The sequence below is a fragment of the Phyllobacterium myrsinacearum genome (genome assembly GCF_002980555.1).
GTDB classification, from domain to species: Bacteria; Pseudomonadota; Alphaproteobacteria; order Rhizobiales; family Rhizobiaceae; genus Phyllobacterium; species Phyllobacterium myrsinacearum.
Genome location: NZ_PVBT01000003.1, coordinates 631,689 through 657,358, shown reverse-complemented (window position 1 = coordinate 657,358; position 25,670 = coordinate 631,689). Strand labels below are relative to the sequence as shown.

24 protein-coding genes are annotated in these 25,670 nt (G+C 60.2%); 4 read left to right on the top strand and 20 right to left on the bottom strand.

From position 1 onward, the window contains the following. Positions 1 to 1,059 carry an RluA family pseudouridine synthase gene (locus C5750_RS13935; protein WP_199538059.1) on the top strand — a complete coding sequence of 353 codons (1,059 nt, stop codon included), beginning with the start codon at positions 1 to 3 and terminating at the stop codon, positions 1,057 to 1,059. 257 nt (positions 1,060 to 1,316) lie between these two features. Beyond that, complete coding sequence (gene rpoH, locus C5750_RS13930; RefSeq protein WP_105734465.1) at positions 1,317 to 2,228, top strand: RNA polymerase sigma factor RpoH; 912 nt, start codon at positions 1,317 to 1,319, stop codon at positions 2,226 to 2,228. A 76-nt stretch (positions 2,229 to 2,304) separates the two neighbouring features. Here the strand turns inward: rpoH and C5750_RS13925 are convergent, their stop codons facing one another. Continuing rightward, positions 2,305 to 2,694, bottom strand: a complete 390-nt coding sequence (locus C5750_RS13925) for a VOC family protein (protein WP_105734464.1) — start codon at positions 2,692 to 2,694, stop codon at positions 2,305 to 2,307. Between the two features lie 100 nt (positions 2,695 to 2,794). Here C5750_RS13925 and C5750_RS13920 point away from each other — a divergent pair, with 100 nt between their 5' ends. Beyond that, on the top strand, positions 2,795 to 3,265 hold the full coding sequence (locus C5750_RS13920; protein ID WP_105734463.1) for a GNAT family N-acetyltransferase: 471 nt from the start codon (positions 2,795 to 2,797) through the stop codon (positions 3,263 to 3,265). A 55-nt stretch (positions 3,266 to 3,320) separates the two neighbouring features. Here the strand turns inward: C5750_RS13920 and C5750_RS26980 are convergent, their stop codons facing one another. Both C5750_RS26980 and C5750_RS13910 read right to left on the bottom strand, forming a co-directional pair. After that, positions 3,321 to 5,009, bottom strand: a complete 1,689-nt coding sequence (locus tag C5750_RS26980) for a hypothetical protein (RefSeq protein WP_105734462.1) — start codon at positions 5,007 to 5,009, stop codon at positions 3,321 to 3,323. 54 nt (positions 5,010 to 5,063) lie between these two features. After that, positions 5,064 to 6,356: an adenylosuccinate synthase gene (locus C5750_RS13910; protein WP_105734461.1), complete on the bottom strand. Its 1,293-nt coding sequence runs from the start codon at positions 6,354 to 6,356 to the stop codon at positions 5,064 to 5,066. A gap of 189 nt (positions 6,357 to 6,545) precedes the next feature. On the opposite strand from C5750_RS13910, the gene C5750_RS13905 reads away from it, so the two are divergent. Further along, positions 6,546 to 7,439 carry a DMT family transporter gene (locus tag C5750_RS13905; protein WP_105734460.1) on the top strand — a complete coding sequence of 298 codons (894 nt, stop codon included), beginning with the start codon at positions 6,546 to 6,548 and terminating at the stop codon, positions 7,437 to 7,439. Here C5750_RS13905 and C5750_RS13900 read toward each other — a convergent pair whose 3' ends face one another. The 17 genes from C5750_RS13900 to ruvC all read right to left on the bottom strand — a co-directional run bounded on the left by C5750_RS13900 (position 7,440) and on the right by ruvC (position 25,604). Then, the gene (locus C5750_RS13900; RefSeq protein WP_105734459.1) at positions 7,440 to 7,958 is read right to left on the bottom strand and encodes a GNAT family N-acetyltransferase; all 519 of its coding nucleotides are present in this window, start codon (positions 7,956 to 7,958) and stop codon (positions 7,440 to 7,442) included. Positions 7,959 to 7,973: 15 nt separating this feature from the next. Beyond that, a complete protein-coding gene (gene serA, locus C5750_RS13895; protein WP_105734644.1) occupies positions 7,974 to 9,569 on the bottom strand; it encodes a phosphoglycerate dehydrogenase in 1,596 nt (531 codons plus the stop codon). A 78-nt stretch (positions 9,570 to 9,647) separates the two neighbouring features. Beyond that, positions 9,648 to 10,823 (bottom strand): phosphoserine transaminase, encoded by a 1,176-nt coding sequence (locus tag C5750_RS13890; protein ID WP_105734458.1) that lies wholly within the window; start codon positions 10,821 to 10,823, stop codon positions 9,648 to 9,650. Positions 10,824 to 11,019: 196 nt separating this feature from the next. Then, on the bottom strand, positions 11,020 to 11,784 hold the full coding sequence (locus tag C5750_RS13885) for an outer membrane protein (RefSeq protein WP_105734457.1): 765 nt from the start codon (positions 11,782 to 11,784) through the stop codon (positions 11,020 to 11,022). Positions 11,785 to 11,986: 202 nt separating this feature from the next. Beyond that, on the bottom strand, positions 11,987 to 13,339 hold the full coding sequence (gene glmM / locus C5750_RS13880) for a phosphoglucosamine mutase (protein WP_105734456.1): 1,353 nt from the start codon (positions 13,337 to 13,339) through the stop codon (positions 11,987 to 11,989). Between the two features lie 211 nt (positions 13,340 to 13,550). Beyond that, positions 13,551 to 15,485 carry an ATP-dependent zinc metalloprotease FtsH gene (gene ftsH / locus C5750_RS13875; RefSeq protein ID WP_105734455.1) on the bottom strand — a complete coding sequence of 645 codons (1,935 nt, stop codon included), beginning with the start codon at positions 15,483 to 15,485 and terminating at the stop codon, positions 13,551 to 13,553. Between the two features lie 96 nt (positions 15,486 to 15,581). Next, on the bottom strand, positions 15,582 to 16,958 hold the full coding sequence (gene tilS, locus C5750_RS13870; protein ID WP_158531333.1) for a tRNA lysidine(34) synthetase TilS: 1,377 nt from the start codon (positions 16,956 to 16,958) through the stop codon (positions 15,582 to 15,584). Beyond that, positions 16,939 to 17,949 carry a tol-pal system protein YbgF gene (gene ybgF / locus C5750_RS13865; RefSeq protein WP_105734453.1) on the bottom strand — a complete coding sequence of 337 codons (1,011 nt, stop codon included), beginning with the start codon at positions 17,947 to 17,949 and terminating at the stop codon, positions 16,939 to 16,941. Before ybgF ends, tilS begins: the two co-directional genes overlap by 20 nt. Positions 17,950 to 18,113: 164 nt before the next feature. Continuing rightward, on the bottom strand, positions 18,114 to 18,617 hold the full coding sequence (gene pal / locus C5750_RS13860) for a peptidoglycan-associated lipoprotein Pal (RefSeq protein WP_105734452.1): 504 nt from the start codon (positions 18,615 to 18,617) through the stop codon (positions 18,114 to 18,116). Between the two features lie 233 nt (positions 18,618 to 18,850). Then, positions 18,851 to 20,167: a Tol-Pal system beta propeller repeat protein TolB gene (gene tolB / locus C5750_RS13855; protein ID WP_105734451.1), complete on the bottom strand. Its 1,317-nt coding sequence runs from the start codon at positions 20,165 to 20,167 to the stop codon at positions 18,851 to 18,853. 29 nt (positions 20,168 to 20,196) lie between these two features. Beyond that, entirely contained in the window at positions 20,197 to 21,300 is a 1,104-nt protein-coding gene (locus C5750_RS13850) for a cell envelope integrity TolA family protein (RefSeq protein WP_105734450.1), read from the bottom strand. Between the two features lie 6 nt (positions 21,301 to 21,306). Further along, the gene (tolR, locus tag C5750_RS13845) at positions 21,307 to 21,753 is read right to left on the bottom strand and encodes a protein TolR (protein WP_105734449.1); all 447 of its coding nucleotides are present in this window, start codon (positions 21,751 to 21,753) and stop codon (positions 21,307 to 21,309) included. Between the two features lie 33 nt (positions 21,754 to 21,786). After that, positions 21,787 to 22,497, bottom strand: coding sequence for a protein TolQ (gene tolQ / locus C5750_RS13840; RefSeq protein ID WP_105734448.1), 711 nt, complete (start codon positions 22,495 to 22,497; stop codon positions 21,787 to 21,789). 354 nt (positions 22,498 to 22,851) lie between these two features. After that, on the bottom strand, positions 22,852 to 23,319 hold the full coding sequence (gene ybgC, locus C5750_RS13835) for a tol-pal system-associated acyl-CoA thioesterase (RefSeq protein WP_105734643.1): 468 nt from the start codon (positions 23,317 to 23,319) through the stop codon (positions 22,852 to 22,854). Between the two features lie 62 nt (positions 23,320 to 23,381). Then, on the bottom strand, positions 23,382 to 24,422 hold the full coding sequence (gene ruvB, locus C5750_RS13830; RefSeq protein WP_105734447.1) for a Holliday junction branch migration DNA helicase RuvB: 1,041 nt from the start codon (positions 24,420 to 24,422) through the stop codon (positions 23,382 to 23,384). 40 nt (positions 24,423 to 24,462) lie between these two features. Continuing rightward, positions 24,463 to 25,080, bottom strand: a complete 618-nt coding sequence (ruvA, locus tag C5750_RS13825; RefSeq protein WP_105734446.1) for a Holliday junction branch migration protein RuvA — start codon at positions 25,078 to 25,080, stop codon at positions 24,463 to 24,465. After that, entirely contained in the window at positions 25,077 to 25,604 is a 528-nt protein-coding gene (gene ruvC, locus C5750_RS13820) for a crossover junction endodeoxyribonuclease RuvC (RefSeq protein ID WP_105734445.1), read from the bottom strand. Before ruvC ends, ruvA begins: the two co-directional genes overlap by 4 nt. Positions 25,605 to 25,670 lie beyond the last annotated feature (66 nt).

Below are 25,670 nucleotides of genomic sequence, written 5' to 3'. Positions count from 1 at the left end.
ATGGCATTCTCCGAGGTTTCGAAACCAAGCCTCTGTAACGAAGGGACGCGGTCTTTGAAAGAGCTAATTACCGATAGTGAGGCAACGGGCAAGCGGCTTGACGCATGGCTCTCGGCGCAACTGGCACCGGATCTGTCCCGCAACCGCATCCAGGCGCTCATCGGCGACGGACAGGTCAGCGTCGACGGCAAGGTCGTGCGCGAGACCAAACACAAGCTGCGCGAAGGCATCAGCATCACCGTGGAAATCCCCGAACCGGAAGATGCGACGCCCGCCGGCGAAGATATCGCGCTCGACATTCTCTACGAGGATGCCGACCTGATCGTCATCAACAAGCCCGCCGGTCTCGTGGTGCATCCCGGCAACGGCAACTGGACCGGCACGCTGGTCAATGCGCTGATCCACCATTGCGGCGATACGCTGTCCGGCGTTGGCGGCGTCAAACGTCCGGGCATCGTGCACCGTCTCGACAAGGAAACCAGCGGCGTCATGGTCGTGGCCAAGAACGACCTTGCCCATCGCCATCTCAGCGCCCAGTTTGCCGATCACGGCCGCACCGGCGATCTGGAACGCGCCTATCTCGCGCTTGTCTGGGGCACGCCTGACCGCAAGACCGGCACCATCGACGCGCCGCTCGGCCGCTCGCACCGCGACCGCACCAAGCAGGCGGTCGTGCATGAGGAGCGCGACGATGCCCGCCATGCGGTGACGCATTTCGACGTGCAGGAACGCTTTGGCGCCAAAGAGGATTCGACGGCCGTCGCCTCGCTGATCGAATGCCGTCTTGAAACCGGACGGACCCATCAGATCCGCGTGCACATGGCCCATATCGGCCACCCCCTGGTGGGCGACGTGGAATATGGCAGCGCTTACAAGACCAAGGCCAACAAGCTGGCAGAACCGCTGCAGAGCGTGGTCAAGGGCTTTTCACGGCAGGCGCTGCATGCGCAGGTGCTGGCATTCGAACACCCGTCCACCGGCGAGATCATGCGCTTTGAAGCGGATGTGCCGGAGGATATGGCGGTATTGCTGACCGCATTCCGGACAACTCCGCTTTAGGGATCGCCGCAGAAAAAATCGAAAACACTTGCGGAACTTTATTTCATACCGTACGTTATAGAACGCAGGCGGAAATCCTGACTGTTTTGTTCACGTTTATGTGACAAATTGTTTCGGTTCTTAATGCATCGTGTTTTTGACAAAATGCTACCTATATATGGATAGCACTGGTCCGGTCGTGCCGCGCAATGCGGGCGGCCGGTTGCTGCGAACCCGCCGATAATGGGGGTTCATCTCACAATGAGGAGGGGTGCTCAGTGGCCCAAAATCTTCCAAGTATTGTTGCCGGTGACGGGGGACTGACCCGTTATCTCGAAGAGATTCGCCGTTTTCCCATGCTCGAACCGCAGGAAGAGTACATGCTCGCCAAGCGGTATCTGGAGCATGCCGATCCGAAAGCGGCCCATAGACTCGTGACCAGCCATCTGCGTCTCGTCGCCAAGATTGCCATGGGCTATCGCGGCTACGGCCTGCCGATCGGCGAAGTCATTTCCGAAGGCAATGTCGGCCTGATGCAGGCGGTCAAGCGTTTTGAGCCGGAGCGCGGCTTCCGCTTGGCAACCTATGCCATGTGGTGGATCAAGGCCTCGATCCAGGAATATGTCCTGCGCTCGTGGAGCCTGGTCAAGATGGGCACGACAGCCAACCAGAAGCGCCTGTTCTTCAACCTGCGCAAGGTGAAGAGCAAGATTCAGGCGCTGGATGACGGCGACCTCAACCCGGAACAGGTCAAGGAAATCGCCACCCGCCTCAGCGTATCCGAGGACGAGGTCGTATCGATGAACCGCCGGCTGTCCGGCGATGCATCGCTCAACGCCCCGATCCGCTCGGCCGACGGCGAAGCTGGCGGTGACTGGCAGGACTGGCTGGTCGATGATCACGACAGTGCCGAAGACATGCTGATCGAGCAGGACGAGCTGGAGAACCGGCGCGAAATGCTCTCCGGCGCGATGTCATCGCTCAATGACCGTGAACGGCGTATTTTCCAGGCCCGCCGCCTGGCCGATGACCCGGTAACGCTCGAGGATCTGTCGACGGAGTTCGGCATCAGCCGTGAACGGGTGCGCCAGATCGAAGTGCGTGCCTTTGAGAAGGTGCAGGATGCCGTGAAGGCCGCGGCCATCAAGCAGCAGAAGGCGCTGGTTTCCACCGGTTCCGACGCGCGCTGACCAGCGCATTGCAGACGAGACAAAAGGCCCCGGTCATCCGGGGCCTTTTGCATTTTCAGCCGCTGCGGCGTCCGTCTCATCCGGCGGCATAACAGACGAAAGCCAGCTTGTTGCCGTCGGGATCGCGCACATAGGCACCGTAAAACCCCGCGCCGTAATGCGGCCTTGGCCCCGGCGCACCCTCATCGCTTCCGCCATTCTGCATCGCCAACGCATGGAGCCTGTCGACAATCGCGGCATTGTCAAACAGGAAGGCCGTCATACCGCCATTGCCGGCCGTTGCAGCCTTGCCGTCGAAAGGATAGCCGACAAAGAACCGGGGGGTGGTCTCATCCGCGCGTTTGCCCCAGGAGACCGACTGGCCGTCGCGCCAGCATTGATCGAGGTCCATTGCCGCCATGAGCGGATCATAGAAACGCAGCGACTTGATCAGGTCATTCGTTCCTATCATCGTGTAACCAATCATCCCGGTCTCCTCCAAACGTTCATGCCGGCTATGACAATATTGACAAAGATTTCCGGTAAAACCAGCCTGTAGGCAAACGAGTCACCACAGGCAGCTTTCCATGTTCACCTTTGAACCCGCCACCGTAGAAGATTTCGACCGGCTTCTGCAATTGCGCCTCCGCTGCATGCGCGAAAGCCTGGAGCGCATCGGCCGGTTTGACGAATGGCGCGCCTATGACCGCTTTCGCAACTCATACCGCCCGCATTACACAAGGCTCATCATGCAGCCCCAGGGCGAACTGGCCGGATGCGTGGCGATGGGACCGGCAGACGGAGATCTGCGGCTTGAGCATTTCTACATCGCGCCCGAACAGCAGGGAAAAGGCCTGGGCAGCGCCGTGCTGCGGCAGTTGCTCGCCGAAGCCGATGCCGCCGCATTGCCGATCCGCCTGAGCGTGCTCCAGCAAAGCGATGCCGGGCGCTTTTATGCACGCCACGGCTTCATGCAGACGGGCGAGGACGAATGGGATGTCTACTACGTGCGCGCGCCGCAAGCGGGCGGGCAACCCATGGAAAAGCAGTTGCGATAAACAAAAGGCTCCGTTTTCACGGAGCCTTTTTCATTCATATGAGCGTGCGGGCAGATCAGCCGCCCGCTTTTGCGGCCCAGGCCTTCAGCACTTCGTCAAAGACCTTTTCCCCCGGCAGGCCTTTTTCCAGGGTCAGCAGCGCGCGGCGTCCGGTCTTGTAGGCAATCGGCACATCGATCCACGACTGGCGGCGCAGCAGCGACATGTTCGTATCGACCGCAGTTTTGGCATCGTTCATCGCGATGATGAAGAAGTTGTCGGCGATCTTCGCCGGGATGCCGACGAGCGGGCTGCCGGGTGCCTGTTCGGTATCCTTCAGCGTCATGCGCGACACCGCATCGATCGATCCGCCCGGAAACTTGTCGGGAACCGTGAAGATCATTTCGACCAAGTGGCTGGCTGGCAGCGTCTTGTCACCGTTGCGGCGGATAACCATGCGCAGCTTGATGCCGCGGTCAGGAATCGTCACCTCGGCGCGGATTGCCGGTTCAGGCGGCAGGTCGTTGCCGGGCGATTCCTGCACGACGGACCAGACGACACCACCCGCATCGGCCGTACCGGCATCCTGGCCGGAGCGCTCCTCATAGAAAAACGCCTTCTGGCCGATCGGCAGCGCCGCTGGCGGCGGTGTTGTTTGCCCCGCGGGAGGCGTTTGCTGTCCCTGCGCTGGCGGTTGTGTCGCCGGCTGCTGATCCGGTGTCGATGCGGCAACCGACGTTCCCTCGCCCAGCGACGGCGTGTCGTTGGCCGGACCCGGATTGATTTCCTGTCCGTCCGGCAGGAGCCGCTGCGTCAATTTCGGTTCGGGCTTTGCTTCTCCGGCCGGTGCCGTCGGCGTCGCAGGCTGCGCCGTGGGCGCGGCAGGTTGCGCGGGCTGCTCCGTCTTCGCCGGTGGCGTTGCCGGCGGGTTGGCGGCAGTCTCGGCCGGTTTCGCCGGGGCTTTGTCGCCGCCGCCTGTCAGGCTGGCAAGGTAGGTTTTGACCGACGCGGCACGCGCGGCAATCTGGTCCTTGTAGGTCCAGCCCGCATAGGCACCGCCGCCAATGAGGATGAGCAGGCCGAGAAGCCCGAGAAGGGGAACCAGCGAACGCTTCTGCTTCGGCTGCTTCAGCGGCCCGCGCGAGTAAACGCCGTAATCGCTGGAGCCGCGATCCTCCGGTTTGAATTCCGGTTCGTCGTCAAACTCCTCTTCCGGTCCGCGGCCGGACTTCAGATTGCCGGCGGCACCGGAAGAAGATCCGGCCAGCGGGCGTTCGTCCGTCCGTTCATTGCGGAACCCCTCCTCCCGCGGCTCGATCGGCTTGGCACCGCTCGGCGTGTGGGTCGTCAGGAAATCCTCAAGCGCATCGGACTGGGCGATGGGCTTGGTAAAGGATGGCGCGGGGACAACCGGGGGCGGTGCCACGGGTGCCGGCTTTGGCGGCATCACCGGAGCAGGCTCCGGCTTTGCCACGACCGGTGCCGGGACGACCGGGGGCGGCGGCGCAACGGGTGGAGCCACCGGAACCGGGTCCGGCACATGCATCAGGTCTTCGAGCGCAGGCGCGAAATCCGATTCGACCTCGCTGATTGCATCTTCCAGCGCCTGCTTCTGGCGAACGGCCACGGCTTCCGGCGCATTCAGCGTCGCAAGCTTTTGCTCAATCGTTGCGCGAGCCTTTGCATACACACGTTGGCGAAGCTCCGGCGTTGGATCCGCGAGCCCGTCAATTGTCTTTCTCAATACTGCAACGAAATCAGCCATTCACCCAAACCTATGGTTTTGTTGTGAGATTAACATCGAAACCTGTTTGCGACTCTAATCATGAAACGGGTCGGTAACAAGTATTGTGTCGTCCCGTTCCGGGCTGGTCGAAAGCAGCGCAATCGGCGCACCGATCAGCTCTTCCAGGTAGCGGGCATATTTTACCGCCTGCGCAGGCAGTTCACTCCAGCTGCGCGCACCGGCCGTTGTCTCTTTCCAACCTTCCAGCGTCACGTAGATCGGCTTGACGCGCGCCTGCGCGCCCTGGCTGGCCGGAAGGTAATCGATGATCTCGCCATCGAGTTCATAGCTGGTGCAGACCTTGATCTCGTCGAGGCCGTCGAGCACGTCGAGCTTGGTCAGCGCGATACCGCTGATGCCGTTATTGGCAACGGCCTGGCGCACCAATACCGCATCGAACCAGCCGCACCGGCGCTTGCGCCCGGTAACAACACCAAATTCATGGCCGCGCTGGCCAAGAAACTCGCCGATTTCGTTCTGCTGTTCGGTCGGGAACGGGCCTTCCCCAACGCGGGTTGTATAGGCCTTGGTGATGCCGAGGACGTAATGCAGCGAGCCAGGTCCGATACCGGAACCGGCGGATGCCTGACCGGCCACGGTGTTCGACGAGGTCACGAACGGATAGGTGCCATGGTCGATGTCGAGCAGGGTGCCCTGCGCGCCTTCGAACAGGATGCGCTCGCCGGCCCGCTTCTTCTGGTCGAGAACATACCAGACGCGGTCCATGAACGGGATAATGTGCGGCGCAGCCTCAAGCAGCTCGGCCAACAGCTTCGCGCCATCGACTTCCTCGATGCCAAGACCGCGGCGCAGCGGATTGTGATGCGCAAGCAGCCGCTCGATCTTCGCCGGAAGCGTGTCGGGATCGGCGAGATCAAGCACGTGAATGGCACGGCGGCCGACCTTGTCCTCATAGGCCGGGCCGATGCCACGGCCGGTCGTGCCGATCTTGGTGCCGGAATTGGAAGCCTCGCGGCGGCGGTCAAGCTCACCATGGATCGACAGGATCAGCGTCGTGTTCTCGGCGATCTTCAGTGTTTCAGGCGTGATGACAACGCCCTGCGCCTCAAGCTTTTTCTTCTCGGCAATGAATGCATGCGGATCGAAGACAACACCGTTGCCGATGATCGAGAGCTTACCCTTGCGCACCACGCCCGATGGCAACAGCGACAGCTTGTAGGTGACACCATCGACAACCAGCGTATGGCCGGCATTGTGCCCGCCCTGGAAGCGGACAATGATATCGGCCCGTTCGGAAAGCCAATCGACAATCTTGCCCTTGCCCTCGTCACCCCACTGGGAGCCGATCACCACAACATTTGCCATTCAAAACTCCTCGAGTCATAACCTCGTCATGCATTTTTTGCTAAATGCGGTGCTTCTATACAGGCTGGTTCATAAAAGCGCGACAATTCTTTCGGCTGAAGCGTGGCCAATTTGCCATTATTAAACGAATAAACCTATTGTTCTGGCGACACCGCAACACTTCCCCCGCCAAAGTATAAGCAGCCCGCCGTGAATCGCACCGCATACATCTTTCTGCTCGTGACCGCACTCCTGTGGGGCGGCAATGCCGTGGCAGGCAAGCTCGCGGTCGGCCATATCTCGCCAATGCTTTTGACCATGCTGCGCTGGCTTATCGCCTTCGCGGTCGTCGCCGTATTCAGCGGCAGCCAGGTCAGGCGGGACTGGAAAGTGCTGCGCGCCCATCTGCCGCTGCTCGCCGCCCTGGGCGGGTTCGGCTTCACCTTCTTCAACATGGCCCTCTACAGCGCCTTGAACTATACCTCGGCCATCAACGTCACCATCGAACAGGCAGGCATGCCCATGGTGATCTTCGTTGCCAACCTGCTGCTGTTCGGCATGGCCGTGCGCCCCGGCCAGATCTTCGGCTTCAGCCTGTCGCTCGTCGGCGTGGCCTTGACCGCCGGACATGGCAGCTTTCTCAAGCTGGCGGAACTCGAGGTCAATCAGGGCGATGCACTGATGCTGCTCGCCGTGCTGTTCTACAGCGGCTATACCGTGGCATTGCGGCTCCGCCCGGCCATTCACTGGCAAAGCCTGATGACGGTCATGACCTTCTTTGCCTTTGTCACCGCCATCCCGTTCACGATCTGGGAATGGCTGGACGGCGCGCTGGTTGCGCCCGATGTCACCGGCGTGATGGTCGTGCTTTACACCGCACTGTTGCCGTCGCTTGCCGCGCAGGTGCTGTTCATCAAAGGGGTCGAATATATCGGCGCCAATCGCGCCGGTCTGTTCATCAATGCCGTGCCCATCTTCGGCACCTTGCTGGCCGTGATGTTGCTGGGCGAGGCATTTCACCTCTACCATGCCGTCGCGCTGGTGCTGGTTCTCGGCGGCATCGGCATTGCTGAAATCAGCGGGCGCAAGCACGCGGCCGCCTGATCAGGCAAGCCTGCGCAGCATGAAACAGGCATCGTCCGAATAGGATTTGAGTTTTGTGTCGAGTTCGGGCCGGTGCTCCACCGCAAAGCCCTGTTTCTGCCAGAAGCCGGCGGAATTGTTGACCGAAACCAGCGACATGGTTTCGAGCCCCTCGGCCCGGGCCTGATCGGCAAGGATCGACACAATGCGCGGCGCCGCGCCGCTGCCGCGCGATGCGGGCATCAGCGCGATATCGTGCAGATAATAGGTCGTCGGATGATCCGGCAGGCGCTCGAGCAGGCTGTTCAAGGCCGGTGTGGCAAAAAGCTGCCACGGATGCGTGATCGCATAGCCGAACATGCTGCCGTCCTGCCCTTCCAGGACAAAGCAACCTTTGCCGTAAAGGCGCATGCGTTCCAGATAGATCGCATCATCCTCGAAAAAGTCCGTGTGGATGACAGCGGCCATGGCGATGACGGAAGCGAGGTCCCCCGCTTCCATCCGGCGCCAGTTCAATGTGTGCGTAGGGGATGTCGACATACGCCATCCCTACAATCAGCCGATGTCAAATTCCAGCGGTTTGGCTGAAACAATCGCCTTGTTCACCCGCAGTTCTTCCAGAACATGATCCGGAATCCGCTCATCGAGATAGAGCATGGCAATGGCGTTGCCGCCGGGATTGTCACGGCCCAGCGAGAAGTTGGCGATGTTGACGCCGTTCTTGCCGCAGATCGTGCCGAGCATGCCGATCATGCCTGGTGTGTCGTTATTGGTCGTGTACAGCATGTGCTGGCCCACTTCGGCGTCGAGATTGATGCCCTTGATCTGGATGAAGCGCGGCTTGCCGTCGGAAAAACAGGTGCCGGCAATCGAGCGGGTCAAGGACGCGGATTTGACCGTCAGCTTGATATAACCGTCGAACACGCCCGACTTGTCGCGCCGCACTTCGGAGAGAATAATGCCCCGCTCCTTCACCATGACCGGTGCCGATACCATGTTCACATCCGCCACCTGCGGGCGGATCAGCCCGGCGAGGGCCGCGCTGACCAGCGCCCGGGTGTTCATCCCGGCGGTGGAGCCGTCAAACAACACTTCCACTTCCTGGATCGGTTCATCGGTGACCTGGCCGACGAAGGCGCCCAGCACTTCCGCCAGCTTGACGAACGGCTTCAGGCGCGGCGCTTCCTCCGCCGTGATCGACGGCATGTTGATCGCGTTGGAAACCGCCCCCTTGATCAGGTAGTCCGCCATCTGCTCGGCAACCTGCAGCGCAACATTTTCCTGCGCTTCGCTTGTCGACGCGCCAAGATGCGGCGTGCAGACGACGTTCGGCAGGTGGAAAAGTTCGTTCTCCGTCGCAGGTTCCACCTCGAACACGTCGATGCCGGCACCGGCAACCTTGCCCGCTTTCAGGGCGGCAACGAGATCCTTCTCGACGATCAGGCCGCCGCGGGCGCAATTGATGATGCGCACGCCGTCCTTCATCTTGGCGATGGTTTCCGCATTGATGATGCCGCGGGTCTTGTCGGTCATTGGCGTGTGCAGGCTGATGAAATCGGCCCGTGCCAGCAGCTCGTCAAGCTCGACCTTCTCGACACCAAGCTCCTCGGCCCGGCCTTCCGACAGGAACGGATCGAAGGCGATGACATGCATCTTGAGGCCGACGCCACGCGTGGCGACAATCGAACCGATATTGCCGCAGCCGATCACGCCCAGCGTCTTGCCGGTGATTTCCACACCCATGAAGCGGTTCTTTTCCCACTTGCCGGCGCGGGTCGAAGCATCGGCTTCCGGCAGTTCGCGGGCAACCGCGAACATCAGCCCGATGGCATGTTCGGCCGTGGTGATCGAATTGCCGAACGGCGTGTTCATCACGATGATACCCCGGCGGGACGCAGCAGGGATATCGACATTGTCGACGCCGATGCCGGCGCGGCCGATGACCTTCAGATTGGTCGCTGCGGCAATCAGCTTTTCCGTGACCTTGGTGGCCGAGCGGATGGCAAGACCATCATACTGGGCGATCACTTCGAGCAGTTTGTCCTTGTCCTTGCCGAGATCAGGCAGGTAGTCGACCTCCACGCCGCGATCCTTGAAGATCTGAACGGCGGTGGGGGAGAGTTTATCGGATACGAGTACGCGCGGTGCCATCATGGCCTCCATCGTTGAATCGGTGAATTTTTGAATGGGGGTGACCGCAGCGGATGCGGTCACATCAAGCCGGAAAAATCAGGCAGCCTGTTTCAGCGCGGCCTTTTGCGACTGGAACGCCCAGTCGAGCCACAGCGTCAGCGCTTCGAGATCGGCGGTTTCAACCGTTGCTCCGGCCCAGATGCGCAGGCCCGACGGCGCATCGCGATAGGCGCCGATGTCATAGGCGACGCCTTCCTTCTCCAGAACCGCAACAAGGTTCTTGGCAAAACTGGCCTGAGCGTCCTTGTCGAGCGCCGTGATCTCGGGATCAACGATGGTCAGACACACGGATGTGTTGGACCGGGTGGCCGGAACCTTTGCCAGGTTGGCAATCCACGGCGTGCGCTCGACGAACGCATCCAGTGCGGCAAAGTTGCGGTCGGCGCGGCCGGCAAGTCCATCCAGGCCGCCGAGCGACTTTGCCCAGTTCAACGCATCGAGATAATCCTCGACGCAGAGCATCGACGGGGTGTTGATGGTTTCACCGGCAAAGATGCCTTCGATCAGCTTGCCGCCGGAGGTCAGGCGGAAAATCTTCGGCAGCGGCCAGGCGGGCTTGTAGCTTTCCAGCCGCTCAACGGCACGCGGGCTGAGGATCAGCATGCCATGGGCACCCTCGCCGCCAAGCACTTTCTGCCAGGAGAAGGTGACGACATCGAGCTTGTCGAAGTCGAGACGCTGGGCAAACGCCGCCGAGGTGGCGTCGCAGATGGTCAGACCCTTGCGTCCAGCCGGAATGAAATCGCCATTGGGCACGCGCACGCCCGAGGTTGTGCCGTTCCAGGTGAAGACGACGTCGCGGTCAAAATCGACCTTGGCAAGGTCGGGCAGTTCGCCGTAACCGGCCTCGATGGTCCTGGCATCGCCAAGCTTCAGCTGCTTGACCACGTCGGTGATCCAGCCCGCGCCAAAGCTTTCCCAGGCAACCATATCAACACCGCGCTCGCCGAGCAGCGACCACAGGGCCATCTCGACAGCGCCGGTATCGGACGCCGGAACAATGCCGATGCGGTAATCGGCGGGAACTTGCAGGATGTCGCGGGTCAGATCGATTGCCTGTTTGAGCTTCGTCTTGCCGACCTTGGCGCGATGCGAGCGGCCAAGCGGTGCGTCGGAAAGCGCTTGAAGCGACCATCCGGGACGTTTTGCACAGGGACCTGATGAAAAATTCGGGTTAGCCGGGCGCTGCGCCGGCTTTACAAGCGTCGTCATGTTTTCTCCTATCCTCACAGATAGCACGCCTCTCGTTGGGGAGAGGTGGCCCACTCCGGGAACTAGGAGAAATGTCGTTCACAGTCAAGAAATATGTTTGCGTGCGACATTAATTCCGCCGGAGCCGACGGATTGAAACACAAACGAAAACGGCAGGAGCAATGCTCCTGCCGTCCGAAAAACCAAGTCGTTTCAATCAGAAAGCGTAGCGTACGCCAACCTTGAAATCATGCGAGGTGATGTCCTTGAATTTGAACGGCTGGTTGCGTGTCGAGCCGTTCAGATTGTAGGCCGGGCCTGTTTCTGCATCGCCGAGGTCAACATAGCTGTATCCCAGATCGATGGTCATGCGGTCTGTCGCCTTGATGCCGACACCGGCATGCAATGCCCAGGCAAAGTTCCATTTCGAGGCCTCACCCGCATAGCCGCCGCCAGCATTCAGGATATTGTCATCCCGGAAATTGGAGATCGTGTTGCGCGATGCACCGATACCAGCACCGACATAGGGTGTGATGCCGCTGAATGTGCCGAGATCCGCATAGGCGTTGGCCAGGAACAGCCATTCGGACTTCTTGGCATGATAGTCGTTCGTTCCATACTGACCCAACGACGGATTCGAATAGTAGTCCAACGCGCTGAAATCGGTTTTGCCGCGATACTGGCCGGTCACGTCGGCGCGCAGCCAATCATTGAACTGGTAGCCGACACCGATCTGGCCGGTGATCCCCGAAGAGAAATCGCCATCGTCCAGAAAGCCGTGTTGCTGCGCATTGGCAAAATCGAAATAATCGAGCTTGCCGAGGCGCTGGTTGCTCATGCCGATATCGCCGCGCAGATACCATCCGCCGAACTGCTGCACCTCGACTACAGGTGCTTCCACAAGATCCGCAGCGTGAGCCGGTATTGCCCCCAGGCACAGTAGAGCTGCACTAGCTGCAGCATATTTGTTGAGAATGCCCATTCCATATCCCTCGTCAGGCCCAAAAATCGAAACGCAGCGAATGCTACTAAGGTTCTAGAGGGCAATATGGAGGGAAAAAGTTAAATCCCGCTTAACCGTGTTTATTCACCATGATCATTAACGTTAACAAATCCCCAACAGCCGGGCGGATGTGAAAATGGGCCCGCAAGGGGCCCATTCAGATCGTTCCGGCTGGCGGCAATCACGCCGCCGATTTGACCGACGAGATCACCGAAATGATGTCGTTGACGACGGTATCAACCAACTGGCTGTCGTCCCCTTCCGCCATGACGCGGATCAGGGGTTCCGTTCCCGACGGACGGATAACCAGACGGCCGGATTTACCGAGGCGGTCGCGGGCATCGTCGATGGCCGTCTTGACCTTCTTGTCCTCGAGCGGCTTGCCGCCCGCCGTGCGGATGTTCTTGAGCACCTGGGGTACCGGCTCGAATTTGCGGCAGACCTCGCTCACCGGTTTCCCCTCCTCCTGGACGACGGCCAGGATCTGCAGCGCAGAAACAAGCCCGTCACCAGTGGTCGAGAAATCGGAAATGACGATATGGCCGGACTGCTCGCCGCCAATATTGAAGCCGTGATTGCGCATGTGTTCCACCACGTAGCGGTCACCGACATTGGTGCGGGCCAGGGTCAGGCCGCGATCGCCGAGAAAACGTTCAAAGCCGAGATTGGACATGACGGTTGCGACAACGCCGCCGCCGATAAGCCGGTGGGATTCCTGCCAGGACTGCGCAATCACCGCCATCAGTTGATCACCATCAATGATCGAGCCCTTTTCATCGACGATGAGCACACGGTCCGCATCGCCATCCAGCGCAATGCCGATATCCGCCCGTACCTCGTGCACCTTCTTGATCAGACTCAACGGATGCGTCGAGCCGCAATCCTCGTTGATGTTGGTGCCGTTCGGCTTGTCATTGATCGTCACGACGTCGGCGCCAAGCTCCCACAGGGCAGCGGGCGCGACCTTGTAGGCTGCGCCATTGGCGCAATCCACCACGATCCTCAAACCGGAGAGCGAGATGTTCTTCGGCATCGTCCGCTTGGCGAACTCGATGTAGCGATAGATATCGCCATCGACGCGCTTGGCCCGGCCGAGCGCTTCAAAACTCGACAGCCGCCCCGACAGGTCCTCATCCATCAGCCTTTCGATCTCAAGCTCGATCTCGTCGGAGAGCTTGAAACCATCCGGGCCGAAAAGCTTGATGCCGTTGTCGTGGTAGGGATTGTGCGAGGCGGAAATCATCACGCCGATATCGGCACGCAGCGAGCGGCACAGCATGGCGACTGCGGGCGTCGGTATCGGTCCGAGCAGAAAAACATCCATGCCGGTGGAGGTGAAACCGGCGACCAGCGCGTTCTCGATCATGTAGCCGGAAAGACGGGTATCCTTGCCGATCACCACCCGGTTGCGATGATTGCCGCGCTTGAAAGCGAGGCCGACGGCCATGCCGACCTTCATGGCGATATCCGGTGTCATGGGGTAGGCATTCGCCTGTCCGCGGATACCATCGGTGCCGAAATATTTTCGAGCCATATTGTCTATCCAAATTGTGCGGCCAACTCTTGTCCGGCGGCACCGGAGTTCAGCCTGTTTTGCTTGTGCCTGATCTTCCTGCTTATTGCAGAAGACCTTTCCTTGCGCATTTCACAAATTATGTGGCGATTATACTATCATTCAATCCATGAACAATCCGTGCAAAAACGGCCGGTGAATACCGGCCGTTGCTTGTTGGCGGGTGCCGCAATCAGGACTGCGGCTGGGGTTCAAGCCCCTTGTCCGGCTCATCGCCCTTGCGCGGCTTCTTGGCCGAACCGGCTTTCGGAACGGCCGAACCGCGCGACGGCGGCGTATCATCGCCGAGATCGCGGGCGGGCTTGTCACCAGCCATGAGAGCCTTGATCTCTTCGCCGGTCAGCGTCTCGTATTCGAGCAGACCTTCGGCAATGGCGATCCATTCCTTCTTCTTCTTCGTCAGAATGGTGCGCGCCTGCGTATAGGCATCGTCGATCAGCTTGCGCACTTCCGCATCGATCAGCTGCGCCGTTTCCTCGGACACATTCTGCGTCCGGGCAACGGAGTGGCCGAGGAACACTTCCTCCTGGTTTTCGCCATAGGCAACCTGGCCGAGCTTGTCGGAGAAGCCCCAGCGGGTCACCATCGCCCGGGCAAGCTTGGTGGCCTGCTCGATATCCGACGATGCGCCCGAGGTGATGTTCTCCTTGCCGAATTTCAGTTCTTCGGCGATACGGCCGCCCATCATGATCGCCAGACGCGAGATCATCCACTTATAGCTCATGGAATAGCGGTCAGCTTCCGGCAGCTGCATGACCATGCCAAGCGCGCGGCCGCGCGGAATGATCGTCGCCTTGTGCAGCGGATCGGCCATCGCCACGTTCAGCGCCACGATGGCGTGACCGGCTTCGTGATAGGCTGTCAGTTCCTTTTCCGCCTGGGTCATGGCTGTCGAGCGGCGCTCGGCACCCATCATGATCTTGTCCTTGGCGTCTTCGAATTCGAGCATGGTGACGAGGCGCTTGTTGCGGCGCGCGGCCATCAGGGCGGCTTCGTTGACCAGGTTCATCAGATCGGCACCGGAGAAACCGGGTGTGCCGCGGGCCAGAATCTTCAGATCGACATTGGGGGCGAGCGGAACATTGCGGGCATGAACCTTCAGGATCTTTTCGCGGCCGGTAACATCCGGGTTGGGCACGACGACCTGACGGTCGAAACGGCCCGGACGCAGCAGCGCAGGATCGAGAACATCGGGACGGTTCGTTGCGGCAATCAGGATGACGCCTTCATTGGCCTCGAAACCATCCATCTCGACCAGCAGCTGGTTGAGCGTCTGCTCGCGTTCGTCATTGCCGCCGCCCAGACCAGCGCCGCGATGACGGCCGACCGCATCGATTTCGTCGATGAAGATGATGCAGGGTGCATTCTTCTTCGCCTGTTCGAACATGTCACGCACACGCGATGCGCCGACACCGACGAACATTTCCACGAAGTCCGAACCGGAGATGGTGAAGAACGGCACATTGGCTTCGCCGGCGATGGCGCGCGCCAGAAGCGTCTTACCGGTACCGGGAGGGCCGACGAGCAGCACGCCGCGCGGAATGCGTCCGCCAAGCCGCTGGAATTTCTGCGCATCGCGCAGGAACTCGACGATTTCCTCCAGATCTTCCTTGGCTTCGTCAACGCCCGCCACATCCTGGAACGTCACGCGGCCGTGCGCCTCGGTGAGAAGCTTGGCCTTCGACTTGCCGAAACCCATGGCGCCGCGCGAGCCGCCCTGCATCTGGCGCATGAAGAAAATCCACACGCCGACGATCAGGATCATCGGCAGCCAGTTGATCAGCATGCCGACAAACGACGTCGAGCCATCGGTCTCGGGCCGGGCGGCAATCTGGACATTCTTGCTCTCGAGGCGGCCGACAAGGCCAGCGTCCCCAGGCGAATAGGTCTGGAATGTCGCATTGTTGTCGGCATAGGTGCCGGTGATGCGGTTGCCGGCAATGGTGACGGTTTTCACGCGGCCATTATTCACATCGTTGATAAACGTCGAATAAGGCACATCACTGGATGCCGAACGCTGGGAAGGGCTTTGAAAAAGGTTGAACAACGCGATCAGCAGCAAAGCGATAATCGCCCACAGTGCGAAGTTCCGGTAGTTAGGATTCATTATCGGGTCCCATCAATCACAACCGCAAGGACGCGGAATTTACACGTAACATAGGTTCGAAGCGTGGCCTTGCCAAGGCTGGCAATCAAACTGAGATCAATTCTTATCAATCTGGTTTACAGAAAATCGCTTGTAATCCTGCAAACCAAACAATTTTGCCACGCTGGCGGCAAGTATTTCATCATAGCCTGAAAGGATATGATCGAACAGGGCGGCGTGCCTCGTCACCGCAACCCCCGCAGGCACATTCGCGTGATGCGGCCCCGGATGCGACAATGCCGGAACGGCAGCAATCCGGCCCTCGACCAGGAGAGCGGGGCTGGATCTGACCGAAGCCCGGTGGATTCCATCCCCGCAGCCGCCTGCCTGCAGGAATGCCACCCCGTCATCGCCCGCAGCCCTGATCCGCAGCGGCACCGGCGCGCCATTCGACACGCGGTAGCGCCCGTCCCAGACAATGCCGGTTCCAGGCGCCACCGCGGCATCGGGAATCGAACGCATTTCACGGTATATGGTTACGCCTGTCTTAACCCGCTGAATGATGCAGCGGCCAAGGCTCATGCGCCGGGGGCCGTCCGTGCCGGTGAGATGCCGCACGGCCGTGCCGCACTCCTGCATGGACGGCAGGAACGGCAACCCGCCCATGACGGCGAGCAGAACCCCCATGGCAAGACGCTGGCCATCATCACCGGAGGAACTGAAACCTGCGGCATTCAACTCGGCCCTGATGCCGTCCGTCACCACGACATGATCCAGCAAGAGCGAAGCCGCCTCGCTGTTGACGGTAAGCCGCTGCGCGCCTTTGCGGGCAATACGCGCCGGAATATCGCCGCTGCCCTGTTCCTGCAGCGCCGTCCTCACCTGCACCCGTTCGGATTGCGGATTGGCATTGGAGGGATCGTCGCGCCAGGCGATCCCCCGCATGCGCAGATAGGCGCGCAATTCCTCGCGCCGGATGCCAAGCAGCGGCCTGACCAGCCATATCTCCCGCTCAAGCAGGGTAACCGGGGCCATAGCGGCAAGGCCGCGTTCGCCGCCGCGCGCGGCGCGCATCATGAAGGTCTCGTTCTGATCGTCCAGCGTATGCCCGGTCAGGATCACATCGGTTGCCGCTTCTCCGGCGGCGTCGCGAAGCAGCCGGTAACGAGCCTCGCGCGCCTTGGCGGACAGCCCTGTGGCGGGCTTGGCTCCGGTCCAGTTGACAATGCGGTGGCCAAGGCCCGCCGTCTTGCAGAGGCCGGCGACATACAAGGCTTCCTCCGCTGATTCCGCCCGTAGCCCATGGTCGATGGTGACGGCAACAATATGCGGGAAAACCGCCCGGCTTTTGCGCAGATCGTCGAGCAGGAAAAGCAGCGCGAGAGAATCGCTGCCGCCGGAAACGGCGACGACGACCGCCGTCAGCCGGTCAAAATCGATTCCAGCGAAAATCTCTTCCGGATCGAGGCGATGATCAGCATTTGTTGGCGGCACGTTCATTCTTCACGCGCTCTTTGAGCGCGACCGAGAGATTGGGATAGCGTGAGCTCACCGTTGCAAAGGTGGCGCAGGCAACGTCATGGTCCTTCATCTTCGCCAGCGTCATGCCAAGCTTGAGCAGATTTTCCGGGCTTTTCTTGGAATCGGGAAACTGCTTGTGATTGTCGATGAAGACCGATGCGGCTTCCTGATAGCGTTCCTGGCCGTACAGCGATTCACCGAGCCAGTAGCGCGCATCGGGATCGGAAGGGTCTTTCGGGAACCGCTCGATATGGCTGCGGAAGGCAGCTTCGGCATTGCGGTAATCGCCGGACAGGAACAATTGATAGGCCTGCCGGTACAGCGCATTGGGATCATCCGTCTGCGGCAGAGAAGCAAGGCTGGGATTGGCGGCCGGAGCCGGACTGTCGTTCTTGGTTTCACCGATTACGTTGCCATTGGCATCGAACTCAATCTGCCCGAGCGCGCGCGGCGGTTCGCCGACCTGCGGAGACTGCGGAGCGTTGGGCTGAGGGTCAATAGCAGCGGAATCGGTGCTGTCGGATGGGGATGTCTGCGACGGCGCCGCAGGGTAAGCGGAGGCATCTGGCGATGCCTCCCCCGTTGTCCGAGAAGGCGCAGCACCGGCGACCGTCCGGTCGCCCCTGCCGCCGGCATCGGTTTTCTTGCCGCCGCCCTTCTTTTCCAGTTCCTGAAAACGGAACTCGTTGTCTTCCTGAACCTTGCGCATCTGCTCCTGCATTTGCAGCAACTGGAAATTAAGGTCTTCGATCTTGCCTGTCAGCTGCCTGATCTGCTCTTCCAGCTGGCTGACACGCGGATCGCCTGCCTGAGCCATAAGGATCGGCGCGTCACTTTTCCCGACATTTGCCTTCGGCGCAGCCGGAAAAAAGCTGCCATCAAGGTTCGAGGCATGGCTGGCGCCGGTTGCCAGAAAAGGCAGCACCGCCACAGCCATAACCAATCTTTTCAGTCGTTTGTTCATTCCTTTACCGCCCCTGATATGGGAATTTAACCACCGCAACGATTTACGGCGAACCTATCTAACACGAGCAACGCGACTTCGGCCAAATTTTGTTGTGATCAGGGGTGAGACAAAAAAAGCGGCCCGAAGGCCGCTTTTCTGCAATCAGATCATTGCGGTATGGCTTAGCTGCCGGCGCCGCCGAGAACCGTAACGGCACGGCGATTCTGCGACCAGCAGGAGTCGGCATCGCAAACGGCAACCGGACGTTCGTTACCATAGGAGACCGTCTTGATGCGGGCAGCCGGCAGGCCGCGCGAGGCAAGGAAGTTGCGCGCTGCAGCGGCGCGGCGCTGGCCGAGAGCCAGATTGTATTCGCGTGTGCCGCGTTCGTCCGCATGGCCTTCAACGGTGATGGTGTAGTTGGGGTAGCGCTGCAGCCACTGGGCCTGCTTGGAGAGCGTCTGCTGGGCATCCGCACGGATGACGGAGGAGTCGACATCGAAGAAAATGCGATCGCCAACATTGACCGTGAAGTCCTGGGTCGAACCCGGACGGGCACTGCCGGCACCGTTCAGACCGAGATCACCGGCACTGTTGATGGGTTTCTTGGCACAGCCCGCAATGGCAAGAGCCATGAAAAGGGCGACGACAACTGGACTGCGGGCGATCATTTCGAAGCGGCGCATAGCCTGGACTCCTTAAGAATTGAATTGTTTCGGTGAACAAGCAGTAACCATATCGAGGTTAAGGCCGGTTCAAGAAACAGGGTTAATCCACTCTTAACACCAGGATTAACAGCGAAATCAGTGAATGTCTTGCATCCTTAATGCAAACAATGCGGCGGAAAAACGACATTCGCGGCAATGTTGAGATAACATCGCCGCGAATGGTCTTAAATCATCGATTGATCAGGCTGCGGTCACTCAAGCAGCGGTGACCATGCCGGATCGGATGCCAGATTGGGTGTCTGGATCTGGCGCAGGTTGCGGCCCGTCAGATCGATCGTGAACAAATGCGGGCTGTTCGATCCGGGAGGGAAGCGGTAGAACATCAGGACACGGCCGTTCGGAGCCCAGGTCGGGCCTTCATCGTGGTAGCCGCTGGTCAGGATGCGCTCACCCGAACCGTCCGTCTTCATGACGCCGATGGAGAACTGTCCCCCCGACTGCTTGGTAAAGGCGATGAGATCGCCGCGCGGCGACCAGACCGGGGTGGAATAGGAACCGTCGCCGAACGAGATGCGCTGCGGGTTCGAACCATCCGCGCCCATCTTGTAGATCTGCGGCCGGCCGCCACGGTCGGATCCGAACACAACCTGCGCATTATCGGGCGAGTAGGATGCACCGGTATCGATGGCGCTGGTGCTGGTCAGGCGGGTTGTCGTGCGGCTGCGCACATCCATGGCATAGATATTGGCGCTGCCATCATCCTGCAGAAGGCTCATGGCCACTTTCTGCCCGTCGGAGGAAAAGCGCGGCGCAATCGTCATGCCGGGGAAATTGCCGACGAGTTCACGCTGTCCGGTCTCCAGCTGCAGGAGATAGACCTGCGGCTTGGCGCCTTCGAACGACATATAGGTGATTTCCTGGCGGCTCGGCGAAAAGCGCGGTGTCAGCACCAGGTCCTTGCCATTGGTCAGATAGCGCACATTGGCACCGTCCTGATCCATGATGGCCAGACGTTTGACGCGCTTTTCCCGTGTGCCGGATTCATCGACGAACACGACGCGCGTGTCGAAGTAGCCCTTTTCACCCGTCAACTTCTGGTAGATGGCATCGGCAATGATATGGGCGACGCGGCGCCAGCTGTCGGGAGAGGTGAAGAACTGCTGCCCGTCAAGCTGCTGGCCGGCGAACGTATCCCACAGGCGGAATTCCGCCTTGAGCCTGCCATCCGGCTGCTTGGTGACACGGCCGGTGACAAGTGCCTGCGCATTGATGACTTTCCAGTCCTCGAAACGCGGAGCGGCATCGGGATTGGAAATCTTCTCGATGAACGCGCCCTTGTCGATCGGAGCGAAAAGGCCGGACCGTTCCAGATCGGCTGCAATGACGCCCGTAATATTGGCGCCGAGCTGATCGCCGGAAAGGAAATCCGTGATGGCGATGGGCATCGGCTCGACAACACCCTTGGTGATATCGAGTTTAAGCTCAGCCCGTGCTGGCAGTATCGCGATTGCCAATGTCGCCACAAGCGTCACGAAGATTGGGAAAATAGTCCGGGTAATTTTCAGCATAAGTTCAGGGCCCTCTTTTGGCTGGCCTATTAGTCATCTACAGCGGGATGGAACGTCAGTTCGACAACATCCCAGCCACCTACATATTTATCTTGCGGCAAATTATAGGGAGCGGTGCGCATCACCGCCCGCAACGCACTGCTCTTTGCCGCACTCAGTACCGCAGCATCGCCGCCGCTGCCGGTCACCGTTGGCGTGCCGTCAATTTCACCGGTCTTGGTGAGGCGGAATTTGACCACCACGACCATGTCCGGGAAGTCAGGCGCACCAACCGGCTTGATCCAGTTCTTCGAGATAAGCCCGCGCAACGCGTCCATCTCGTTCTGGCTAAGCTTGGCACCGCCCGTTGATTTGGTGGCGCCGAGCGATGCCTGCTCCGTCGAACGCTTGGCGCCGCCGCCGGAAGGTTTCTCGTGGTTCAGCAATTCGGCGACCTGATCGGCAATCCCGCTCTTGTCTTTGGACGGCGTCGGCGCGGTCTTGGTGGGTTTCGGCGTTTCCTTGGTTTCCTTGCGCTCCGGCGTCGTCGCAGTCTGTGCCTGCGCCGGCTTGGGCTTGTCCTCGGGCTTCGCCACGTTCTGCGGCAGCTTGAAAGCTTCTTCGGCCGGCTTTTCCGCCTGCGGCGTTGGCTCGACCTTCGGCGCATCGGGTGTCGGCGCCGGCTTGGAATCATTGATCGCGGCGGTGATCGGATCCGGCGTGACGTCCTGCTTCGGCTTTGCCTCGGGCGCCACTTCCGTCGCCGGGACCGGAACCGGCTTCGTTTCCGGCTTCACCTCCGGCTTCGGATCCGGTTTGGCAACAGGTAGGTCCGATTGCTTCGGTGCCTCCGCCGACTCCACGACCTTTGGTTTGGTCGAGGGGACTGGCTTGGTCTCGACATCTGTTTCAGCGTCGCCAATGATCTGCGCATCCGGTTTGGTCTGCGGCTTTTCCGTCGGCTTTGGCGTGGCCTTTTCGGCCTTCGGTGCCTTGACGTCACCCTTCTGCAACTGGCTTGTATCGGAGATGATTTCGATCGGCAGCGATTCGGAATTGGCCAAATCCATCGGTTTTGGCGCAGAAAAGGTCAACAGCCCCCAGCCGAGGATAACGGCGTGGATAATGGCGGAGGATGTAACGCTCGCCCTCATGACGTATCAGCTGCCTTCCGGAAGGCTGACAAGACCGATATTTTTGAATCCGGAACCGGAAATGCGCGCCATGACCTTCATGATCGTGCCGTAGTCGGCAGCCTTGTCGCCTTTGACGAAAATGCGCTCTTCATAGCCGGTCTTGGCGATCGCCTGGAGTTTCGGGACGATTTCCTCGATCGGGATTTCGGTTTCCTGCAGGAAGACCTGACCCTTCTGGTTGATCGTCACATAGATCGGGTTGGTTTCGCTGTTCAGCGCCTTGGCCTGGGTTTCCGGCATGTCGATGGGCACGCCCACCGTCATCATCGGTGCCGTCACCATGAAAATGATCAGGAGCACGAGCATGACGTCGACCAGCGGCGTCACGTTGATTTCACTCATCAACGCCTTGCTGGCACGGCCGCGCCGGCCGCGTCCCCCTGAACCCTTGTTACCAACAGACATGCCCATGGCATTCAATCCCGCACTTGTAAAATCAGTTGCTTAAGAACGCGGCGCCAGCTTCTCATCGATTTGCCGCGAGAGTATGGCGGAGAACTCGTCCGCAAAGCCTTCCATGCGTGCCGTCAGTTTGCCCGCATCGCTTGACAGTTTGTTGTAGGCGATAACCGCCGGGATGGCGGCAACGAGACCAATGGCCGTCGCCAGCAGCGCTTCGGCGATACCGGGTGCGACAACCGCAAGGCTGGTGGACTTCGAACCGGCAATGCCCATGAACGATGTCATGATGCCGATGACCGTGCCGAACAGGCCGATGAAGGGGCCGGCCGAACCGATGGTCGCCAGAAAGCCGAGGCGGGCGGCGAGAATATCACTTTCGCGTGAAAGGGCGACATCCATCGCCTTGTCGATACGCATCTGCAGGGCGATGGGGGAACGGGCGCCCTTTTCGAAGGACTTTTTCCATTCGCGCATGGCGGCGATGAAAATCGAGCCCATGCCGGTCGTACGCTTTTCGCCCAGGTTGCGGTAAAGCTCTTCCAGCGACTGGCCGGACCAGAAAACCTGCTCGAAACGGTCAAAGGCGCGCTTGGCGCGGCCGTAGCCGAGAACCTTGTCGATGATGATCGCCCAGGTCCAGATGGAAGCACCCAGAAGGCCGATCATGACCAGCTTGACGATGAATCCGGCCTGCCAGAACAATCCCCAGAGGGAGACGTCCGATGTCTGAACAGCAACCGCTAAATTTTCCATATCCACTACCCTCGAATCCGAAAACCCGGTATTTCAACCGGGCTGCAATCGTCTCTCATACCCGTGCTTGGTCCACCGAAGTATAAATGGTCCGGCAATACGACCACGCGCCACTTTATTTCTTTGGAACCCGGCCGAACGCCTGACCGGCATCCATCGTCGCTCACTAAATTTCGAAAGCCACGTTCTGAGACCGGACTTTTTCCAGTATTCATACCGCGGCTTCTCACGGTTAATTTTGGTAAAACGAAGGCGTTAACGCAAAACGCCCCGTTTCATGGCCTTATTCATGGTTTGTTATGGTTAAGGATCCGTTATGATTCAGCGCCTGTGCGTCATTTAAACGCCATGACATCAAGATTCCGGCTGAAACAGCTTGATCCATTCCGCGGGAAAGCGGCGCGGTCGTCCGGCATTGTTGATCAGCGCCGCTTCGACAGTGGCTGAAATCAGGAGATCATCGCCCCGCCTGATGGTCTGGGCCATCTTGACCCGCGCACCGGAGATTTCCGCCGTGCGGGTTTCGATGGTCAGCACGTCGTCGATGCGGGCAGCGCCCCGGAAGTCGATTTCCATGCGCCGCACCACCCAGACAATGCTTTCGCCATGCTTGCCGTCGGCGAGTTCCGAGTGGTGAACCCCCAGCAGGCGCAGATAATCGGTGCGGCCGCGCTCGAGAAATTCCAGATAGCGCCCATGATAGACAATGCCGGAGAAATCCGTATCGGCATAATACACCCGCGCCAGAAGACGGTGGCCGAAGGCAGTGAGTTCACCGGCAAGGCCGCCAGTAGGCGGCAGGGAAGGATTGTTTTCGCTCATGATCCCTCCTTTTGCCGGTACAGCCAGTGTTTTGTCCAGTGTGATGACAAGCAAAACCTGCCCTAATCCTCGTCTTCCTGAAACAGGCTGATCTGCTGGATGATGTCGGCCGGTGCGTTGAGACCCAGATGTTTCCAGGCATTGGCGGTCAAAACGCGTCCGCGCGGCGTGCGCTGGATAAAGCCCTGCTGGATCAGGTAGGGTTCGATAATATCCTCGATCGCATCGCGCGGTTCGGAAAGCCCGGCAGCGATGGTTTCGATACCAACGGGGCCGCCGCCGAAATTGTGCGCAATCATCGAGAGGTAGCGCCGGTCGAGCTGGTCGAGCCCCAGCGCATCCACCTCAAGACGCAAGAGCGCGGAATCCGCCGTCTGGCGGTCGATGGAATCCTTGCCGTCGACAATGGCAAAGTCGCGCACCCGGCGCAGAAGCCGCCCGGCAATGCGCGGTGTGCCGCGGGCGCGCCGTGCCACCTCAAGCGCGCCATCATCGGTCATGCCGATGCCCATGATGCGCGCGCCGCGCCGGACGATATGCTCAAGCTCCTCGACCGTATAGAAATTGAGCCGGACGGGAATACCGAAACGGTCCCGCAGCGGCGTTGTCAGAAGCCCGAGGCGCGTCGTCGCCGCCACCAGCGTGAACTTGGCCAGATCGATCTTGACCGAGCGTGCCGCCGGCCCCTCGCCGATGATCAGGTCGAGCTGATAGTCTTCCATGGCCGGATAGAGGATTTCCTCCACCGCCGGATTGAGACGATGGATTTCGTCGATGAAAAGAACGTCGTTTTCTTCCAGATTGGTCAACAGCGCAGCCAGATCGCCCGCCTTGGCAATCACCGGCCCCGACGTCGAGCGGAAATTGACGCCGAGTTCCTTGGCCATGATCTGCGCCAGCGTCGTCTTGCCGAGGCCGGGCGGCCCGACAAAGAGCACATGGTCCAGCGCCTCGCCGCGTGACTTGGCGGCTTCGATGAAGACCTTCAGATTGGCGCGCGCCGCCGCCTGCCCGACGAAATCGTTCAGCGTCTGCGGGCGCAGCGACGTGTCGGCGTCTTCGCCGCGTTTGTCGGGGGTTATCAATCGGCTGACATCACTCATGCGGATGTCCTCGCACAGTGTGCGGCATCAGGCAACCGGATCACCGGGAAAGCTCCTTCAGGCCGAGCCGGATCAGCTTGGCGGAATCGGCCTCCTCGCCCGCATCGCGCAGCGCAGCGGCAATGGCATTGGCCGCCTGGTCGCGCGAATAGCCGAGATTGGTCAGCGCCGACACGGCATCGGCCACCGGCGCCGGGGCGACGCCCTCGCCCAGTTCCTGCTTGAGGCCGATGGTGCCCATCGCCTCGCCGGCAAAGGCGGGCGCCTTGTTCTTCAGTTCGATGACGATGCGTTCCGCCACCTTCTTGCCGACGCCCGGCGCCCGGCTGACCATGGCGATATCACGCAGCGCAATCGCATTGGCGAGATCGGAGGGCGACAGGGTTCCCAGAACGCTCAGCGCCACCTTGGCACCAATGCCCTGCACGCTCTGGAGCAGGCGGAACCATTCGCGTTCCAGCGCCGTGCCGAAGCCGAACAGGCGGATCAGGTCTTCCCGCACATAGGTTTCGATCAGCAGCACCGCGGCTTCCCCCGGCCCCGGCATGTTCGACAGCGTCCGCGCCGAGCAATAGGCGACATAACCGACGCCGTGCACATCGAGGATCACGTGATCCTCGGCGATTTCATCGACAGTACCCTTGAGTTTTCCGATCATAGCTGTGCCGCCAGTTTCCGTTCGATGGCAATGCGGCCGATGGCGCTTTGCCGGTGATGCGCGTGACAGATGGCAACTGCCAGCGCATCCGCCGCATCATCCGTATCGAACGTTGCCTTGGGCATCAGCACCTTGACCATCATGTGAATCTGTTTCTTTTCCCCGTGCCCGACGCCGATCACCGCTTTCTTGACCGCATTGGGCGCATATTCGGCAACGGGCAATCCCGCCAGCGCGGGAACAAGCAGGGCGATACCGCGCGCTTGGCCGAGTTTCAGCGTCGCCGTGGCATCCTTGTTGACGAAGGTGTGTTCGACCGCTGCCTCGTGCGGCATCTGGCCATGAATGATTCCGGCAAGGCCGTCATGCAGCTGGCAAAGGCGCGAGGCGAGATCAAGCTTGGCGTCGGAAAGGATCGTACCCGAAGCGACAAAGCGCAACGAATTGCCGAGCGTTTCAATGATGCCCCAGCCCGTGCGGCGCAGGCCGGGATCAATGCCAATGATGCGAATCGCTTCTTTCATGTCGGGACCTTATCGAGCTGTCAGGGAACTTGACAGCAGAAAGGTGAACAAAAGAGAAACAAAACA

What these genes read in the sequence shown, in the direction of transcription:
- C5750_RS13935 (WP_199538059.1), top strand. Translation starts at nt 1, where the DNA reads ATGGCATTCTCCGAGGTTTCGAAACCAAGCCTCTGTAACGAAGGGACG.
- C5750_RS13925 (WP_105734464.1), bottom strand. Translation starts at nt 2,694, where the DNA reads ATGATTGGTTACACGATGATAGGAACGAATGACCTGATCAAGTCGCTG.
- C5750_RS13920 (WP_105734463.1), top strand. Translation starts at nt 2,795, where the DNA reads ATGTTCACCTTTGAACCCGCCACCGTAGAAGATTTCGACCGGCTTCTG.
- C5750_RS26980 (WP_105734462.1), bottom strand. Translation starts at nt 5,009, where the DNA reads ATGGCTGATTTCGTTGCAGTATTGAGAAAGACAATTGACGGGCTCGCG.
- C5750_RS13910 (WP_105734461.1), bottom strand. Translation starts at nt 6,356, where the DNA reads ATGGCAAATGTTGTGGTGATCGGCTCCCAGTGGGGTGACGAGGGCAAG.
- C5750_RS13900 (WP_105734459.1), bottom strand. Translation starts at nt 7,958, where the DNA reads ATGTCGACATCCCCTACGCACACATTGAACTGGCGCCGGATGGAAGCG.
- serA (WP_105734644.1), bottom strand. Translation starts at nt 9,569, where the DNA reads ATGGCACCGCGCGTACTCGTATCCGATAAACTCTCCCCCACCGCCGTT.
- C5750_RS13890 (WP_105734458.1), bottom strand. Translation starts at nt 10,823, where the DNA reads ATGACGACGCTTGTAAAGCCGGCGCAGCGCCCGGCTAACCCGAATTTT.
- C5750_RS13885 (WP_105734457.1), bottom strand. Translation starts at nt 11,784, where the DNA reads ATGGGCATTCTCAACAAATATGCTGCAGCTAGTGCAGCTCTACTGTGC.
- glmM (WP_105734456.1), bottom strand. Translation starts at nt 13,339, where the DNA reads ATGGCTCGAAAATATTTCGGCACCGATGGTATCCGCGGACAGGCGAAT.
- ftsH (WP_105734455.1), bottom strand. Translation starts at nt 15,485, where the DNA reads ATGAATCCTAACTACCGGAACTTCGCACTGTGGGCGATTATCGCTTTG.
- ybgF (WP_105734453.1), bottom strand. Translation starts at nt 17,949, where the DNA reads ATGAACAAACGACTGAAAAGATTGGTTATGGCTGTGGCGGTGCTGCCT.
- pal (WP_105734452.1), bottom strand. Translation starts at nt 18,617, where the DNA reads ATGCGCCGCTTCGAAATGATCGCCCGCAGTCCAGTTGTCGTCGCCCTT.
- tolB (WP_105734451.1), bottom strand. Translation starts at nt 20,167, where the DNA reads ATGCTGAAAATTACCCGGACTATTTTCCCAATCTTCGTGACGCTTGTG.
- C5750_RS13850 (WP_105734450.1), bottom strand. Translation starts at nt 21,300, where the DNA reads ATGAGGGCGAGCGTTACATCCTCCGCCATTATCCACGCCGTTATCCTC.
- tolR (WP_105734449.1), bottom strand. Translation starts at nt 21,753, where the DNA reads ATGGGCATGTCTGTTGGTAACAAGGGTTCAGGGGGACGCGGCCGGCGC.
- tolQ (WP_105734448.1), bottom strand. Translation starts at nt 22,497, where the DNA reads ATGGAAAATTTAGCGGTTGCTGTTCAGACATCGGACGTCTCCCTCTGG.
- ybgC (WP_105734643.1), bottom strand. Translation starts at nt 23,319, where the DNA reads ATGAGCGAAAACAATCCTTCCCTGCCGCCTACTGGCGGCCTTGCCGGT.
- ruvB (WP_105734447.1), bottom strand. Translation starts at nt 24,422, where the DNA reads ATGAGTGATGTCAGCCGATTGATAACCCCCGACAAACGCGGCGAAGAC.
- ruvA (WP_105734446.1), bottom strand. Translation starts at nt 25,080, where the DNA reads ATGATCGGAAAACTCAAGGGTACTGTCGATGAAATCGCCGAGGATCAC.
- ruvC (WP_105734445.1), bottom strand. Translation starts at nt 25,604, where the DNA reads ATGAAAGAAGCGATTCGCATCATTGGCATTGATCCCGGCCTGCGCCGC.